General features: G+C 41.2%; 14 protein-coding genes and 1 pseudogene. 7 read left to right on the top strand and 8 right to left on the bottom strand.

Features of this window, described 5'->3' with window-relative positions; translation table 11 throughout:
- Position 1: 1 nt before the first annotated feature.
- Together ACTHRG_RS11515 and ACTHRG_RS11510 are read left to right on the top strand one after the other, a co-directional pair.
- Positions 2 to 925 (top strand): fumarylacetoacetate hydrolase family protein, encoded by a 924-nt coding sequence (locus tag ACTHRG_RS11515; RefSeq protein WP_440231213.1) that lies wholly within the window; start codon positions 2 to 4, stop codon positions 923 to 925.
- A gap of 9 nt (positions 926 to 934) precedes the next feature.
- Entirely contained in the window at positions 935 to 2,089 is a 1,155-nt protein-coding gene (locus tag ACTHRG_RS11510) for a homogentisate 1,2-dioxygenase (RefSeq protein WP_440231212.1), read from the top strand.
- 32 nt (positions 2,090 to 2,121) lie between these two features.
- Here ACTHRG_RS11510 and ACTHRG_RS11505 read toward each other — a convergent pair whose 3' ends face one another.
- The 4 genes from ACTHRG_RS11505 to arcA all read right to left on the bottom strand — a co-directional run bounded on the left by ACTHRG_RS11505 (position 2,122) and on the right by arcA (position 7,994).
- Positions 2,122 to 2,976 (bottom strand): DegV family protein, encoded by an 855-nt coding sequence (locus ACTHRG_RS11505; RefSeq protein ID WP_440231211.1) that lies wholly within the window; start codon positions 2,974 to 2,976, stop codon positions 2,122 to 2,124.
- Between the two features lie 270 nt (positions 2,977 to 3,246).
- On the bottom strand, positions 3,247 to 4,800 hold the full coding sequence (locus ACTHRG_RS11500; RefSeq protein WP_440231210.1) for an ABC-F family ATP-binding cassette domain-containing protein: 1,554 nt from the start codon (positions 4,798 to 4,800) through the stop codon (positions 3,247 to 3,249).
- Between the two features lie 208 nt (positions 4,801 to 5,008).
- Positions 5,009 to 6,466, bottom strand: a complete 1,458-nt coding sequence (katA, locus tag ACTHRG_RS11495; RefSeq protein ID WP_440231209.1) for a catalase KatA — start codon at positions 6,464 to 6,466, stop codon at positions 5,009 to 5,011.
- A gap of 292 nt (positions 6,467 to 6,758) precedes the next feature.
- Positions 6,759 to 7,994: an arginine deiminase gene (gene arcA / locus ACTHRG_RS11490; RefSeq protein ID WP_440231208.1), complete on the bottom strand. Its 1,236-nt coding sequence runs from the start codon at positions 7,992 to 7,994 to the stop codon at positions 6,759 to 6,761.
- Positions 7,995 to 8,347: 353 nt separating this feature from the next.
- Between arcA and ACTHRG_RS11485 the strand changes: the two genes are divergently transcribed.
- Positions 8,348 to 9,538: a glycine C-acetyltransferase gene (locus tag ACTHRG_RS11485; protein WP_440231207.1), complete on the top strand. Its 1,191-nt coding sequence runs from the start codon at positions 8,348 to 8,350 to the stop codon at positions 9,536 to 9,538.
- A 56-nt stretch (positions 9,539 to 9,594) separates the two neighbouring features.
- Positions 9,595 to 10,539 carry an L-threonine 3-dehydrogenase gene (locus ACTHRG_RS11480; RefSeq protein WP_440231206.1) on the top strand — a complete coding sequence of 315 codons (945 nt, stop codon included), beginning with the start codon at positions 9,595 to 9,597 and terminating at the stop codon, positions 10,537 to 10,539.
- A 34-nt stretch (positions 10,540 to 10,573) separates the two neighbouring features.
- On the opposite strand, the gene ACTHRG_RS11475 is transcribed toward ACTHRG_RS11480, so the two are convergent.
- The gene (locus tag ACTHRG_RS11475) at positions 10,574 to 11,317 is read right to left on the bottom strand and encodes an arylamine N-acetyltransferase family protein (RefSeq protein WP_440231205.1); all 744 of its coding nucleotides are present in this window, start codon (positions 11,315 to 11,317) and stop codon (positions 10,574 to 10,576) included.
- A gap of 330 nt (positions 11,318 to 11,647) precedes the next feature.
- On the opposite strand from ACTHRG_RS11475, the pseudogene ACTHRG_RS11470 reads away from it, so the two are divergent.
- Positions 11,648 to 11,830: pseudogene (locus ACTHRG_RS11470) on the top strand (Rdx family protein); the annotation flags it as partial.
- Between the two features lie 86 nt (positions 11,831 to 11,916).
- Here the strand turns inward: ACTHRG_RS11470 and ACTHRG_RS11465 are convergent.
- A complete protein-coding gene (locus tag ACTHRG_RS11465) occupies positions 11,917 to 12,318 on the bottom strand; it encodes an Hsp20/alpha crystallin family protein (RefSeq protein WP_440231204.1) in 402 nt (133 codons plus the stop codon).
- Positions 12,319 to 12,410: 92 nt separating this feature from the next.
- Here ACTHRG_RS11465 and selA point away from each other — a divergent pair, with 92 nt between their 5' ends.
- On the top strand, positions 12,411 to 13,808 hold the full coding sequence (gene selA, locus ACTHRG_RS11460; RefSeq protein ID WP_076256328.1) for an L-seryl-tRNA(Sec) selenium transferase: 1,398 nt from the start codon (positions 12,411 to 12,413) through the stop codon (positions 13,806 to 13,808).
- 44 nt (positions 13,809 to 13,852) lie between these two features.
- Here the strand turns inward: selA and ACTHRG_RS11455 are convergent, their stop codons facing one another.
- Positions 13,853 to 13,999, bottom strand: coding sequence for a small acid-soluble spore protein P (locus ACTHRG_RS11455; protein WP_076256329.1), 147 nt, complete (start codon positions 13,997 to 13,999; stop codon positions 13,853 to 13,855).
- Between the two features lie 262 nt (positions 14,000 to 14,261).
- Here ACTHRG_RS11455 and ACTHRG_RS11450 point away from each other — a divergent pair, with 262 nt between their 5' ends.
- Positions 14,262 to 14,519: a hypothetical protein gene (locus ACTHRG_RS11450; protein ID WP_076256332.1), complete on the top strand. Its 258-nt coding sequence runs from the start codon at positions 14,262 to 14,264 to the stop codon at positions 14,517 to 14,519.
- 358 nt (positions 14,520 to 14,877) lie between these two features.
- On the opposite strand, the gene sspO is transcribed toward ACTHRG_RS11450, so the two are convergent.
- Positions 14,878 to 15,027 carry a small acid-soluble spore protein O gene (sspO, locus tag ACTHRG_RS11445; RefSeq protein ID WP_061790826.1) on the bottom strand — a complete coding sequence of 50 codons (150 nt, stop codon included), beginning with the start codon at positions 15,025 to 15,027 and terminating at the stop codon, positions 14,878 to 14,880.
- Between the last annotated feature and the right edge of the window lie 299 nt (positions 15,028 to 15,326).

Here is a 15,326-nt window from a genome sequence, read left to right as displayed (position 1 = left end):
CATGAAATTCATAACCTTTCAAAAACCGGATGGATCTATAAGAGCGGGCTGGCTGAAGAATGAGGAGTATGCTGTTGATATGCATGAAGCGACCAATGGTGTTCTGCCAAAAACAATGCTGGCATTCCTTGAGAATCATGAGTTTTTTATAGAATACCTGTCTTCCAGCAAAAAACTGAAGAACACGGATAAAGGGGTATATCCTTTATCCGAAGTGAACTTAATGGCTCCACTGCCAAATCCCAAAAGCTTTCGGGATTTCTATGCTTTTGAAGAACACGTGAAAACGGCAAGAGATAACCGCGGACTTGATATGATACCCGAATGGTACGAAATACCCGTCTTTTATTTTTCAAATCATCTGAGCATTAAGGGGCCAAATGAAGAAATTTCGCGTCCAAAGCATTGCGAATGGCTTGATTACGAGCTCGAAATTGCCTGTATCATCGGCAAAGAAGGAAAGGATATTAAAGCTGCCGAAGCGGATGATTATATATTTGGGTATTGCATCCTGAATGACTGGAGCGCAAGAGATATTCAGCGAAAAGAAATGAAGGTAGGACTTGGCCCTGCCAAAGGGAAGGATTTTGCCACTTCCGTCGGGCCATATATTGTTACAAAGGATGAGCTTGAGAATTGGCGTGTTGAAAATGGCTATGATTTGCTGATGACAGCAAAAGTCAACGGAACTCTTCTTTCAGAAGGGAATATGCAGGATATCTACTATTCCTTTTACGAAATGATTGAGCGGGCTTCTGAAGGTGTAACCCTCTGTCCAGGTGAAATGATAGGCTCCGGGACTGTTGGCAGCGGCTGCATTCTTGAGCTGGGCACGGATGTGCACCGATGGTTGAAACCTGGAGATGAGGTTGAGCTTGAGATTAGCAATCTCGGAATATTAAAAAATCGAATTGCAAATGAGTGAGGTGGAAATATGTTTTATCGTCAAATGGGTAGAATCCCGCACAAGCGCCATACAACCTTCAAAAAATCGGATGGAACCCTATTCAGGGAACAGGTAATGGGGACAAAAGGTTTTTCCGGCACCCAATCCATTCTTTATCATCACTATATGCCGACAGAAGTAGCAAGAACTGAACTGATCGGAAAATATGTTCCAGAGTATGAAGATCAGGAGAGCTTAAAGCATCGGCATTTGTTTACAGATCAAATTGAAAAAAAAGGGGATGCACTTTCAGCAAGGGAATATCTGCTCGGGAATGATGACCTTTTAATAGGCACCCTAAATATTACTGAGCCGATGAAAAGCTTTTACCGGAATGGCGATGGAGATGAGATGCTCTACATTCACTATGGAACCGGAAAAGTTGAGACCATGTTCGGAACTTTATCCTATCGCCCGGGAGACTATGTCATTATTCCGATTGGCACTATTTACCGCGTGATTCCGGATAAAGAGCAGCTGACTAAAGTGCTCCTTGTGGAGTCTTTCAGCCAGATTACAACACCAAGAAGATACCGGAATGAGTATGGGCAGCTGCTTGAGCATAGTCCATTTTGCGAACGGGATCTTCGGGGACCGGAGACACTGGAAACATATGATCAAAAAGGAGAATATGAAGTTATCTCCAAAACCAGGGGATACTTGCATTCTCATATTCTGAATCATCACCCACTTGATGTAGTGGGCTGGGACGGCTATCTTTATCCGTGGGTCTTTAATATAGAAGATTTTGAACCGATTACCGGAAGGGTGCATCAGCCTCCGCCGGTCCATCAGACATTTGAAGGACATAACTTTGTTGTGTGTTCCTTTGTTCCCAGATTATATGACTATCATCCAGAGGCCATCCCTGCTCCTTACTATCACAGCAATGTAAACAGTGATGAACTGCTGTACTATGTGGAAGGCAATTTTATGAGCAGGAAGGGGATTAGAGAAGGATCGATCACCCTTCATCCAAGCGGTATTCCACATGGGCCTCATCCGGGAAAAACTGAAGCCAGCATCGGGAAAAAGGAAACACTCGAACTTGCTGTCATGATTGATACATTCAAGCCTTTAAAACTGGTGAAAAACGCTAAGTTAATTGAAGATGAAAATTACATGTTCACATGGGTTGAATAGAAAAAAGCACTTTCCTTTTGGAGAGTGCTTTTTTAACTTTCGTTTTGCCATATAATGGCCAGTGTTCCCTCACCGGCATGGGCAGCGATCGTTGAACTTATATCACCAATGAAAATATCAAGCCGCGGAAAATGAGACTGTATTTCTTCGGCCAGTTCCTCCGCTTTGGCAGGCACATTCCCATGCATGATTTGAACCTGGGGAATTGTGTGGGTTTCATATGAATTCCCTAGCAATTCTATCATTCTTTTATTTGCTTTTTTTTCTGAACGGACTTTATCAAACAGTTCAAACTCCCCGTCCCGGTTAATGCGGATAATTGGCTTTATTTTTAATATGCTTCCCAGCAGGTATTGTGTGCCAGACATTCTGCCGCCTTTATAAAATTGCTCAAGGCTTCCAAGCAATATATAATTATCGGATTTATCGGTCTCATTTTGCAGGATATCAGCAATTTTATGAGCCGGCATATCATTTTCAGCAAGCTTTAATCCTTTATTGATCAATGATGTAATGGCAAAAGACATACATTTAGAATCAACTGCAAAAACAGGGAACTCAGCCAGCTCTGCTCCGGTCAAACAGCTATTTAGCGTGCCGCTAAGCTTGCTGGATACATGGACTGCAACTGCAGCATCATATTCCGGCTTCAAAGATTCAAATAGTTCGGCAAATTTTCCGGCAGAGGGCTGCGAAGTTTTTGGAACTTCTTTTTCATTCCGAATCCGGCTATACAGCTGATCTGTATTTAATTCAATACCATCTTCATAGGATTCCTCACCGAATGTAATGGTTAGAGGAACCACATAAACGTCAGGATGTTCCAGCAGCTCCTTAGTAACATAAGCTGTGCTGTCTGTTATCCAGGCAATTTTCTTTTTTGTCATGAATGTTTTAAGTCCTTTGTCAATTATTTTGGTATAAATTGAACCGCTTCCATTATTGAAAACTCCCCTCATTATACATGAATAGGCCATTACCTGTATTGCTTTTTAGTAATCCATTTATAGGAAGTATCCTGAGTATGATGTTAGAACGTTTATATGGAGCACTTGAAGGCAAATAAGAATCTTTTGTGAACAATGTTTGAACCTGATAAAAAGGGGGCCTGAAAGGAGAAAAAATCCCCTGCGTGGCAGGGGAGTCATTAATCTTTATTAAAAAACTTTCGTCGTCCAATCCTCACAATTCCAAATATCGGTCGCAATTTCACGATAGAAATCTGGTTCGTGGGATACCATTAGGATACTTCCGCGATATGCCTTTAAAGCACGTTTTAATTCTTCTTTTGCATCCACATCCAAGTGATTGGTAGGTTCATCCAGAATTAATAAATTCGTTTCTGTGTTTAAAATTTTACATAATCGAACCTTGGCTTTTTCGCCACCGGAAAGGACTTCGACTTTACTTTCAATATGTTTCGTCGTTAACCCGCATTTTGCAAGAGCAGCACGAACTTCAGCCTGATTCATACTTGGGAACTCGCTCCAGATCTCTTCAATACAAGTGTTGTAGTTTGACTGTTTAACTTCCTGCTCGAAGTAACCGATGTGTTGATACTCACCGCGTTCCACTTTTCCCGAAATGGGATTAATCAAGCCAAGAATACTTTTTAAAAGAGTAGACTTACCAATACCGTTAGCACCTACGAATGCAATTTTTTGTCCGCGTTCCATTTTCAAATTCAGAGGGCGGGAAAGTGGTTCATTGTAACCAATAACAAGATCTTCAGTCGTGAAAATCCAGCGGCTGGCTGCACGAGCTTCTTTGAAAATAAACTCCGGTTTCGGCTTCTCTCTCCCCAATTCAATAATTTCCATTTTGTCGAGCTTCTTTTGACGGGACATCGCCATATTACGAGTCGCAACACTTGCCTTGTTGCGTGCAACGAAATCCTTTAAATCAGCAATTTCCTGTTGCTGACGCTTGTATGCAGACTCCAGCTGCTGCTTTTTCATTTCATATACTTTTAAGAAGTTATCATAGTCACCAACATAGCGATTCAACTCCTGGTTTTCCATGTGATAAATCAAGTTAACAACACTGTTCAGGAATGGAATATCATGTGAAATCAAAATAAATGCATTCTCATATTCCTGTAAATAGCGCTTCAGCCATTCGATATGCTGTTCATCCAAATAGTTTGTAGGCTCGTCCAGTAATAGGATTTCAGGCTTTTCCAGCAAAAGCTTAGCCAGCAAAACTTTGGTACGCTGCCCACCGCTAAGATCATCTATATCACGATCCAGTCCAACTTCGTCTAATCCCAGGCCACGGGCAACTTCTTCAACTTTTGAATTAATTTGATAGAAATCATTACTATCTAACGTTTCTTGAAGCTCTCCAACTTCTGCAAGTAATGCATCGATATCGGCACCTTCATCACCCATTTTTGCATAAAGTTCATTGATCTCTGATTCAGCATCAAAAAGATATTGGAAAGCAGTACTCAAAGCCTCACGCATTGTAGTGCCTTTTTTTAGTACAGCATGCTGATCTAAGTAACCAACACGAACTTTTCGTGACCACTCAACTTTCCCTTCGTCAGGCTGCAGCTTTCCGGTTACAATATTCATGAAAGTAGACTTACCCTCACCATTTGCCCCAACCAGTCCAACGTGTTCACCTTTTAAAAGGCGAAAAGAAACATCATTAAAAATCGCACGATCACCGAAACCGTGACTTAAATTTTGTACGTTTAATACACTCATTTTTTTACCCCTTCTCTACTATTCCATGTGGATATCTTACTAGATTTAGACTTTTTTTTCTATCTAAAGTTATTTCCTGCTCGATTATTGGATAAATTGAAGCCGCGGCAGTAATGGTGGGGGATCCGTAAATAGGGGATCATACTAACACTTCACCACGAAAAAAGGTGCCAAGTAACTTATGGCACCTTTGACTATTTTTAGTGGTTTATTTTACTCCCTGCGGCACTGCCAGGCCAAGGCCTTTAGCAATACGTGTACCATAATCAGGATCCGCTTTAAAGAAATGCTGAATTTGGCGAAGTTTAATTTCTTCTTTTTCTACAGGCTTCATGGCAGCAACAATGTTTGCTACAAGACGGGAGCGTTCCTCTTCACTCATTAAGCGGTATAGATCACCGGCTTGTGTGTAGTGGTCATTATGGTCATACGCAACGCTTTCAGCTAAACCGGATACAGGGTATGAAGCCTGCTTGTGCTCGTGTACTTCAGTTGGTCCTCCAAAGCTGTTCGGCTCGTAATAAACAGATCCTCCGCCATTGTTATCGAATCGCATCTGACCGTCACGCTGATAGTTTTGCACTTCGTTTTTAGGGCGGTTGATTGGCAGCATCTGATGGTTTGCACCTACACGGTAACGGTGGGCATCATGGTAGGCAAACAGGCGGCCCTGGAGCATTTTATCAGGTGACACATCAATGCCAGGCACTAGAGTTCCGGGAGAGAAGGTAGCCTGCTCAACTTCAGCAAAGTAGTTTTCCGGGTTTCTATTGAGAACCATACGTCCTACTTCGATTAATGGGTAGTCTTTTTGTGACCACACCTTCGTGACATCGAATGGGTCGAAACGGTAAGTATTTGCATCCTCAAGCGGCATGATTTGCACGCAAAGCTTCCAGGAAGGATAGTCTCCATTCTCAATTGCATTGAATAAGTCCTCTGTATGGTAATCCGGATTTTCGCCAGCCATTTTAGCTGCAGCCTCCACACTGAGGTTTTGAACGCCTTGCTCTGTTTTAAAGTGATATTTCACCCAGACGCCTTCGCCTTTTTCATTAACCCACTTGAAGGTATGGCTTCCAAATCCATGCATATGTCTTAGTGTTGCAGGAATTCCCCGGTCAGACATTAAGATGGTTACCTGGTGCAGCGACTCAGGAGATAAGGACCAGAAGTCCCAGACGGCAGTCGGATTTTTCAAATGTGTCTTAGGATCACGCTTTTGTGTATGAATGAAGTCAGGGAACTTGATGGCATCCCGGATAAAGAATACAGGCGTATTGTTTCCGACAAGATCGTAGTTTCCTTCTTCTGTATAGAACTTAACAGCAAAGCCGCGCGGGTCACGGACTGTATCTGCAGAACCAAGTTCGCCGGCTACAGTTGAAAAGCGGATGAATATAGGCGTTCTTTTGCCTACTTCAGATAGAAAAGCTGCTTTTGTATATTTAGTGAGGTCATTTGTAACTTCAAAATAGCCATGTGCACCGGCACCTTTTGCATGAACAACACGCTCAGGTACACGCTCTCTGTTAAAATGGGCGAGCTTTTCCAGCAAGTGTACATCCTGAATTAATGTTGGCCCTCTTGAGCCGGCAGTCATTGAATTTTGGTTATCGCCAACTGGCGCGCCCCAGCTTGTCGTGAGATTATTCTTTTTTGTCATTCTATAATCACCTCATAAAAGTTTAATAACTTGCTTATATTTGCAATGATAACATTTCTCAAAGTAAAATCAATACTTTTTTATAATAATTATAATTAAATATAAATTATTAATAACGACAGCTTATCAAAATACTTGTAATTGCTTGTTTGAAAAGGGCATTAGTATATTTATATTTTCGTTTTTTCCTGACAGAACTGGTTTTTTCGAAGGAGGGACACAGAAGGGGAGGATCTCTGAAATAAAATAGTAATCATAAAAAAATCGGGCGGTTCCGGAACCGCCCGATTTTTTAGCTAATATTTTCCCTTATGATCGGCATGCTCATGCATCTTGGGCCGCCGCGTCCTCTTGAAAGTTCCGAGCTGAGAATTTCAATAACTTCAACTCCATTTTGCCGGAGGATGTCGTTTGAAACATAGTTTCTGTCGTATGTGACAACTACACCGGGAGCGATGGCGAGTGTATTGGAGCCATCGTTCCATTGTTCGCGTGCCGATGCAATCGGGCAGCCGCCTCCGCAGGGGATTAACACTAATTCATTAAGATGAAGCACTTCTTTCAATGTTTCTTTGAGCGAGTTTTTCTCTGTAATCTTAAGAGTATCAGAATTATTCTCCTGTTCCAGTATGTAAATTTTCATACTGCCATCTCTATCTTCAATAGCAGGATGGTAGGTGAATTTATCATGATCAATCATAGTGAAAACGGTGTCCAGGTGCATGAATGCGCGAATTTTAGGGATTTCAACTGCCACAACCTTTTTAATGGCATCCTGATGGGAGAATATCTCTCGTGCAAGTTTTTCAATTCCTTGTGCAGAGGTTCTTGCACTGACGCCAATGGCAACCACTTCATCACTTAAAATCAGCTCATCTCCGCCTTCAAGAGAGTAGAGATCATCACGCTTAAAGTAAGCAGGGATCTCATGTTTATTAAAACGAGGATGATGATTCATGATGCAGTCCATAAAAATGGATTCCCTTCTCCTTGCAGGCTCATGCATTCGATTAATCGTAATGCCTTCACCGATAACCGCAGCCGGATCCCGGGTAAAATAGAGGTTAGGCATAGGGTCAAGATAAAAAGGATAATGATCCGGCATCATTTCATGAAGATGAATTTTCTTATCCTGATCAATATCCGATTTAACGACACCAGCCATCACTTTCTTAACCAGTTCATCAGGCGGAAGAGATAGAAGATACTCTTTCACTGTATCGTAGGAACCGTTGATATTTGATTGACTTTCCCATAATACCTTTTCAATAAAAGCCAGTCTTGCCTCGTCCTGCTGTATAGCTTCTGTCATCAATTTATCAAGATATAAGACCTCAATTCCCCGGTTGCTTAAAATATTGGCGAAATAATCATGTTCTTTTTGAATGGCAGGCAGAAATGGAATGTCATCGAATAAAAGTCTTTTCAAATATTGAGGCGTAAGATTTTCGATTTCCTTACCCGGCCTATGCAGAAGGACCGTCTTTAATTCTCCTATTTCCGAAGTTACATTTAGCGGATGTTTCATTATAATAAATACCTCCAAAGGCTTAATGGCCTGACCTATTGTTCTATGTTTGATTGGTTCCCTGTGTAATCATAGAGTAAACAGATCAATTATGTGTATATTTATTCAATTAAGCTAAATAGGCAGGTAAATTTTTTCGTGATAATAGGGAAAACTGTTTATAAGGAAATCTCAAAGAATCTCTGATTGAAAATCTGTCCTTCATAAGTGTACAAAATGAAAAATTGTGTTAAAGTATAAAGTGAAAAAACCTTTACATAGCTAAGTTTGTTTAATGAAATAATGTCCGCTCTAAAAATACAGTTGTATATGAGTTGGCGACATTCAATAAAAATGTACTGGGGGATACTGATATGACCAGCAAAATTTTAGATGCCTTTTTACAGGAAAACCTGGAGGATTTAAAGGATAGAGGACTTTACAACGTAATCGACCCACTTGAAAGCCCAAATGGTCCAATAATCAAAATCAGCGGCAGAGAACTAATTAATCTTTCATCCAATAACTATTTAGGTTTGGCAACTGATGAAAGACTAAAAAAGTCTGCAATTGAAGCTATTGAAAAATATGGGGTTGGAGCAGGTGCTGTCCGCACGATCAATGGAACACTTGAACTTCACACAAAACTTGAAGAAAAGCTGGCTGAGTTCAAACATACAGAAGCAGCTATCGCATACCAGTCCGGATTTAATTGTAACATGGCAGCCATTTCTGCTGTTATGGATAAAAATGATGCCATTTTGTCTGATGAATTAAACCATGCTTCCATCATAGATGGCTGCCGCTTATCCAAAGCCAAGATTATTCGCGTAAATCATTCTGATATGGAAGATTTAAGAGCAAAAGCGAAGGAAGCGAAAGAATCAGGACAGTACAACAAGATCATGGTTATTACTGACGGAGTCTTCTCGATGGATGGGGATATCGCAAAGCTTCCTGAGATCGTGGAAATCGCGGAAGAGTTCGATCTGATCACATATGTGGATGATGCACACGGTTCAGGAGTTCTTGGAAAAGGAGCAGGCACTGTTAAGCACTTCGGCCTTTCGGACAAAATCGATTTCCAGATCGGTACACTTTCAAAGGCGATTGGTGTTGTTGGCGGATATGTGGCCGGCAAAAAGGACTTGATTGATTGGCTGAAAGTTCGCAGCAGACCATTCCTATTCTCTACATCTTTAACACCTGCAGATGTAGCAGCAAGCACGAAAGCTATTGAGCTGCTTATGGAAAGCACTGAACTGAATGAAAAGCTATGGGAAAATGCCAACTACCTTAAAGACGGGCTGCAAAAATTAGGCTTTGATATTGGCGACAGCGAAACACCAATTACTCCTTGTATTGTTGGAGATGAAGTAAAAACACAGGAATTCAGCAAAAAGCTCAATGATGAAGGCGTTTATGCAAAATCAATCGTCTTCCCGACTGTCCCTAGGGGAACCGGCCGTGTCAGAAACATGCCATCTGCAGCACATACGAAAGAAATGCTGGATCAGGCAATTGCAATTTATGAAAAAGTCGGCAAGGAAATGGGAATTATTTAATTTCGGCTATATAGAGTTTCAAAACTAAGGCAAAGAGGAAATGTTGGAGGAATAAGATGAAACGGATTATGATTACTGGAGCTTTAGGCCAAATCGGCTCTGAACTAACCTTGAAATTAAGAGAAATTTATGGAACGGACAATGTTATCGCAACAGACATCAGAAAAAATGACTCTGAGGCGGCTAATTCAGGGCCATTTGAAATGGTTGACGTTACCGATGCAAAATCAATGCTGGATACAGCAAAGAAATACAATGTAGATACAGTTATTCATATGGCTGCTCTATTATCAGCTACAGCTGAGGCTAACCCTGTGTTTGCATGGAATTTAAATATGGGCGGGCTTATGAATGCACTTGAAACAGCTAGAGAGTGCAATGCACAATTCTTTACGCCAAGCTCTATTGGTGCATTTGGTCCTTCTACGCCTAAAGACAACACTCCACAGGATACTATTCACCGCCCAACTACAATGTATGGCGTGAATAAGGTTGCAGGCGAATTGCTGTCAGATTACTACTATTACAAATTTGGTGTGGATACTCGAGGCTTGAGGTTCCCTGGTTTAATCTCCTATGTAACTCCTCCAGGGGGCGGTACGACTGATTACGCTGTTGAGATCTATTATGAAGCCATTAAAAATGGCCGCTATACATCCTACATCGACAAAGGCACATATATGGATATGATGTATATGCCGGATGCGCTGAATGCCATCGTTGATTTAATGGAAGCTGATGCAGATAAACTCATCCACCGCAACTCCTTTAATGTAACAGCGATGAGTTTTGAACCTGAACAGATTGCGGCTGAAATCAGAAAGCATATCCCGGGGTTTGAAATTTCCTATGAAGTGGATCCTGTGCGCCAGGGAATTGCAGACAGCTGGCCAAACTCGATTGATGCTTCTGCAGCAAAAGAAGAGTGGGGATTCAAAGCAGATTATGATTTAGCAAAAATGACTGCTGATATGCTTGATAAATTAAGAACAAAATTATAATCAAATTAAAAGGGACGCCGCTAGGCTGTCCCTTTTACAATTTTATTTTGAATTGCCCGAGAAGAAATTCTCTTTTTTCCTCCTCGGTTAGTTCGAATTTATTTTTCCCGGATTCTTCGGAATGGGTGACAGTTAATCCTGAAATTGTAATACGGCCATTCTTTGTACCGATAGTGGCCAGATCGCCATGTGTAAAATGGGATTCGGGTGAGGTCTGATTAAATAAACAGGCATCATGAAAGTCGCCAAGCTGCACCGGCTTATCAGAAAAACGGTATAGAATTTTCCATTTGTCATCTTCAAGCCGCTGAAGATCAAATTTTTTTCCAGCTGCTGCTTTTATCCTGTATGTTCCGCTGACATCGGTTTTTTCCTCACCGGTTAAAGGAAGAGGCTGCCTGACGGAATCACCAAACCCTACATCAACCAAATAAGGAAGTTGGTGCAAATAAACCAGTATGGCTGCATGAGAATCTTCTCTGACCCATCCATCAGGCTTTTTAACGGTGCAGGAAATAAGATGTGATTGAAATCCCAGTTCTGACAGGAGAAGCTGAAACAGACCGTTTAATTCATAGCAAAAGCCTCCCCGGCTCCGTTCCAGAATTTTCTCAGAAAACAAATCTGTGTCCAGCCTTATGGGGATTTTTCGTGTCACATCCAGGTTTTCAAATGGAATATTGTGCATATGCCCGCTTTGCAGTTCTGTCAGATATTCAAGATCCAGATTACGGTCAGCCGAAACTTTAATTCGCTGCAGGTATTTTTGTGCATCCATCAAATCACTCCATAAATTTTTTTGCTTTCTATTTTGAAGGAAAAACAACTCGATTTGCAGTAATAAAATAGTTATACTAGAATGTCATTATATTTAATTTTATCGCAGTCTAACGGGCAGTAACACCCCCACTTCAAGACTCAGAAGAATCAAAAGAGGATAAGTGGGGGTCAAACTGCCCGTAAGGCCGGATTGGTTCAACTAACAATCAGTGAGGGAAACGAACACCCCCCACTGAATGAAGTTTCACTTTAACAAATTATACACGGGGGTTAAAATATGACTTATGAAGTAAAAGTTGAATTTTGCATGATGTGAAACTACGCACCTAAAGCCGCGAGTTTCGCGGAAGAGCTATTTACTCATTTTCGTTCTGATATTTCAAAAATGGAGCTGGTCCCAAGCAAGGGCGGAGCTTTTGAAGTAACAGTTAATGGAGAAAAGCTTTATTCTAAGCTGGATACAGGCGTTTTTCCTAAAACCAGAGAAATCATCGAAAAAATGCAAAAATAAAACGGTAAAAAACCTTCTCCGGGCGGAGGAGGTTTTTTGCTGATCTATGTAAACAAAGGGTATAAGGCAACCTCTAGCTCAGTTTATCAATCGATGATTATCTCTCTATTGCATCCCGGTCCCGCTACATTTTTATTGATAAAAATCTCTAATATCTCATTTGCAAACTCTGCACTAACCATTTTATTTACAACTGAGAAAGGCAGTTTAACTTTTCGCATGCATGGATGACCGTCTCGAGTTGCTTCTGTGTCATCTGTTTTAGCAGCTTTGATGATTACGCTGTCTTCTTTTAAGGAAACGGTTACATCTTTTGATGCACATCCCGTTAAAAGCGCCTCAACGATAATCTGCGCTTCCGTATCGTATAAGTCGATGCGGAATGTTATCTGATCCAAATAAGAAGAAAGCGGGTCCAGGTAATAATCCTCCATCCATTTTTCCAATTCACTCAAATTAAACGGATGGAAATCTTCCTTTTTGTTCAACTTCAAAACCCCCTTGTTTCATTCTATAGTATTCATTTCATGCAAATTAGTGAAAAATGATATAATAACGGGGCAAATGCTGGAGGGATATTATGAAGAGTACAGTCAGAAATATTTTGCCGGTGCATGAACTGCAAAAAGACCGGCGTTTTACTAATTTAATGAACCAGTATGGACTTGACTTTATACATACAACCAACATGCTGAAAGAGGTAATTTCTGATATAAGGAATACTATTCTTGCCGGGAATTGGACCGGTGAGGAGCCCGGTACGGAGAAGTTTACGGACCTAATTTTTCAAAAAGCAGAAGAGGTTATCACTGTTCGGTATGGATATACACTTAAAAGGGTTATTAATGCTACTGGCACTATTCTTCACACTAATCTTGGCCGGGCACGGTTAAGCAAGTCTGCAGCGGATCATGTGCTTGAAGCTGCCATGAACTATTCCAATTTGGAATATAACCTGGGTGAAGGCGAACGGGGATCCAGGCATAGTCACCTGGAAAATCTGGTCAAAGAACTGACAGGTGCAGAAGCAGCCATGGCAGTCAATAATAACGCTGCTGCCGTTTATTTCATTTTAAGAGCTCTTGCGGAAGAAAAAGAAGTAATCGTTTCCCGTGGACAGCTAGTTGAAATCGGAGGCTCCTTCAGGGTATCAAGCATAATGGAAGAGAGCGGGGCAAAGCTCGTTGAAGTGGGAACAACAAATAAAACCCACCTGGAAGATTATAAAAAAGTGATAAATGAAGATACAGCTATGATTATGAAGGTGCACACGAGCAATTTTAAAATTATCGGATTTACGAAAGAAGTCGGCACCGGGGAACTTGCCCGCCTATCAAAAGAAAAAAACCTCCTATTTTATGAAGATCTGGGAAGCGGTGCACTTTTTGATTTTAAAAGCAAAGGAATCGGAAATGAACCAGCAGTAAGCGATGTTTTAAAAATGGGGGCAGATATCGTTTCTTTCAGCGGAGATAAGCTTTTGGGCGGTCCTCAGGCAGGAATTATTGCCGGAAGAAAGGATTTAATCGAAAAGCTGAAAAAACATCAGCTTGCCCGGGTTCTCCGGGTAGATAAAATGACCATTGCTGCTCTCGAAGGCACGCTAATTGATTACTTAAAAGGCGAAGAGGGTCTGAAAAATATTCCTGTGGTCCATGATGTTTTGATGACCAGTGATGAACTCAAAGTGAGGACGTCCCAATTTCTTAACAGATTACAAGCCGCCGGGAACGATTATGTATGCTCAATGAGACAAAGTACAGGGCAGGTTGGGGGAGGCACGATGCCTGAGGTAGAGCTTCCATCCTGGATTGCTGTTTTAAAGCACCGTCAATATTCAGCAGATCATATCGGCCGCCAGTTAAGGATTAATTCTTCCATAATAGTCAGGATTCAAAAGGAAGAAATTCTGATTGATCTTAGGACAGTAACAGCTGAAGAAGAGGACACCATAATAAATGCTTTAATTGCTGTTTAAAGAAAAAGCAGCTGCCTGATGATGAGGCAGCTGCTTCTTTACATTCACATATCGTGGTGTGAATTATGTTTTTGTCTGGTGTGGTTACGGTTTTTTACTTTCTTAGAGCCGCTTAATGGTTCAGGCTGTCCATCATTATTATGTCCTTTAGGTGCATTCCTGCGCATGTCTTTGCCATTGTTTTTGTTCAATTGAAGCCCTCCTCGGATAATAGGATGTTTCTTCCGCTCCAAACAGCTGATATGCCGGCTGCCGTCTTAATGGCTGACGGGTAGAAAAGATACAAGGTGATATTCACCTTCATCTCATGTGTTAGTTTGTCTCTTTTCATTGAAAAATTGCCTTGCAAAATGTGGCTGAATGTCAAGATTTCCTCCTGATTGATTTCGCGGAATATTTTATGATGCTATTGCACAATTTAATGGTACAAATTTTATTAGGAGTGAAATAAGCATGCCATATCATAAAGATAAACAGCAGGCATTTCAGGCTGCACAGCAGGGAATGGAAGATGCACAGGAGCTCTACGCTGAAATTGTAAGAGATTCTGCCAGTTATGGACATCAGCTAAAACATCTAAAGCAGGAAGTAAATGAAGCATACGCTCAAATTGAAAATGCCCTGGAGGTTGCTTCTGACCATCAGCGTGCACAGCTGGAGAGATTCCAGCAGGATTTAAGATCCATGGTTGATGATGTAAACCAGTACTAGGAATTTACCCGGCTGCAGTACAGCCGGGTATTATCATTTATCGCAGTCTAAAGGGCAGTAAGACCCCCACTTCAAGACTCAAAGGAAGATAAGTGGGGTCAAACTGCCCGTAAAGGCCCGAAAGAAGGACAAAGACTAAGAACGCCACGTCCTCCCAAAAGCTGCCGCTTTCGGTCGTGCGATGTATCGCTGCCGTAGCTTTCCTTGTCCTGTGGCAACGTCTTTGTGACCCACTTCCTCCCAAAAGCTGACGCATTTGGTCGTGCGATGTTCATGCTTACGAAGCCTTCCTTGTCCTGTGGGCCGCAACTAACAATCAGCGGGGAGAAAAGCACTCCCCACTGTTTGAAGTTTCACTTTATTGATTCTTCTTGCGCTTTTTATTATTTTGCTTTTGCGCTTCTGTTAATGGTTCATTCGCATATTCCTCATTATACCCTGCGCCCATGCCCTGGCCTTTTGCGGCGTTCATACCCTCAATAATATGATTAGACTTTCTTTTAGCCATAGTCACTCACCTCCCTGGTACTATTTTTCCTTGGATAATGTCAATTTATGTTGTTTTTTGGACTGGCGGATTCCCTTTTTCGTTTTTGCAGAATAATAACCAGGCAAGGCAGGGTATTTTTCTCTAATTGAAAAACACTATCAATTACGGCATTTAAAAGGCTTAATGGAGTAAATGAGAAATTATGATAAGAAAAACTTATCAAAAACAATAACTTTCTTGTTATTTACTTATATAGCAGGTTGTATTAATATAGGAATTGTGAGAAAAGTAAGGATGGATGAAAATTCAAACTTTTC

Source organism: Cytobacillus sp. SAFR-174, from assembly GCF_051964675.1.
Lineage (GTDB): Bacteria > Bacillota > Bacilli > Bacillales > Cytobacillaceae > Cytobacillus.
Note: the sequence above shows the minus strand (reverse complement) of the source record. Positions and strands in the feature narration are given on the sequence as shown.

What these genes read in the sequence shown, in the direction of transcription:
- ACTHRG_RS11515 (WP_440231213.1), top strand. Translation starts at nt 2, where the DNA reads ATGAAATTCATAACCTTTCAAAAACCGGATGGATCTATAAGAGCGGGC.
- ACTHRG_RS11510 (WP_440231212.1), top strand. Translation starts at nt 935, where the DNA reads ATGTTTTATCGTCAAATGGGTAGAATCCCGCACAAGCGCCATACAACC.
- ACTHRG_RS11505 (WP_440231211.1), bottom strand. Translation starts at nt 2,976, where the DNA reads ATGACAAAAAAGAAAATTGCCTGGATAACAGACAGCACAGCTTATGTT.
- ACTHRG_RS11500 (WP_440231210.1), bottom strand. Translation starts at nt 4,800, where the DNA reads ATGAGTGTATTAAACGTACAAAATTTAAGTCACGGTTTCGGTGATCGT.
- katA (WP_440231209.1), bottom strand. Translation starts at nt 6,466, where the DNA reads ATGACAAAAAAGAATAATCTCACGACAAGCTGGGGCGCGCCAGTTGGC.
- arcA (WP_440231208.1), bottom strand. Translation starts at nt 7,994, where the DNA reads ATGAAACATCCGCTAAATGTAACTTCGGAAATAGGAGAATTAAAGACG.
- ACTHRG_RS11485 (WP_440231207.1), top strand. Translation starts at nt 8,348, where the DNA reads ATGACCAGCAAAATTTTAGATGCCTTTTTACAGGAAAACCTGGAGGAT.
- ACTHRG_RS11480 (WP_440231206.1), top strand. Translation starts at nt 9,595, where the DNA reads ATGAAACGGATTATGATTACTGGAGCTTTAGGCCAAATCGGCTCTGAA.
- ACTHRG_RS11475 (WP_440231205.1), bottom strand. Translation starts at nt 11,317, where the DNA reads ATGGATGCACAAAAATACCTGCAGCGAATTAAAGTTTCGGCTGACCGT.
- selA (WP_076256328.1), top strand. Translation starts at nt 12,411, where the DNA reads ATGAAGAGTACAGTCAGAAATATTTTGCCGGTGCATGAACTGCAAAAA.
- ACTHRG_RS11450 (WP_076256332.1), top strand. Translation starts at nt 14,262, where the DNA reads ATGCCATATCATAAAGATAAACAGCAGGCATTTCAGGCTGCACAGCAG.
- sspO (WP_061790826.1), bottom strand. Translation starts at nt 15,027, where the DNA reads ATGGCTAAAAGAAAGTCTAATCATATTATTGAGGGTATGAACGCCGCA.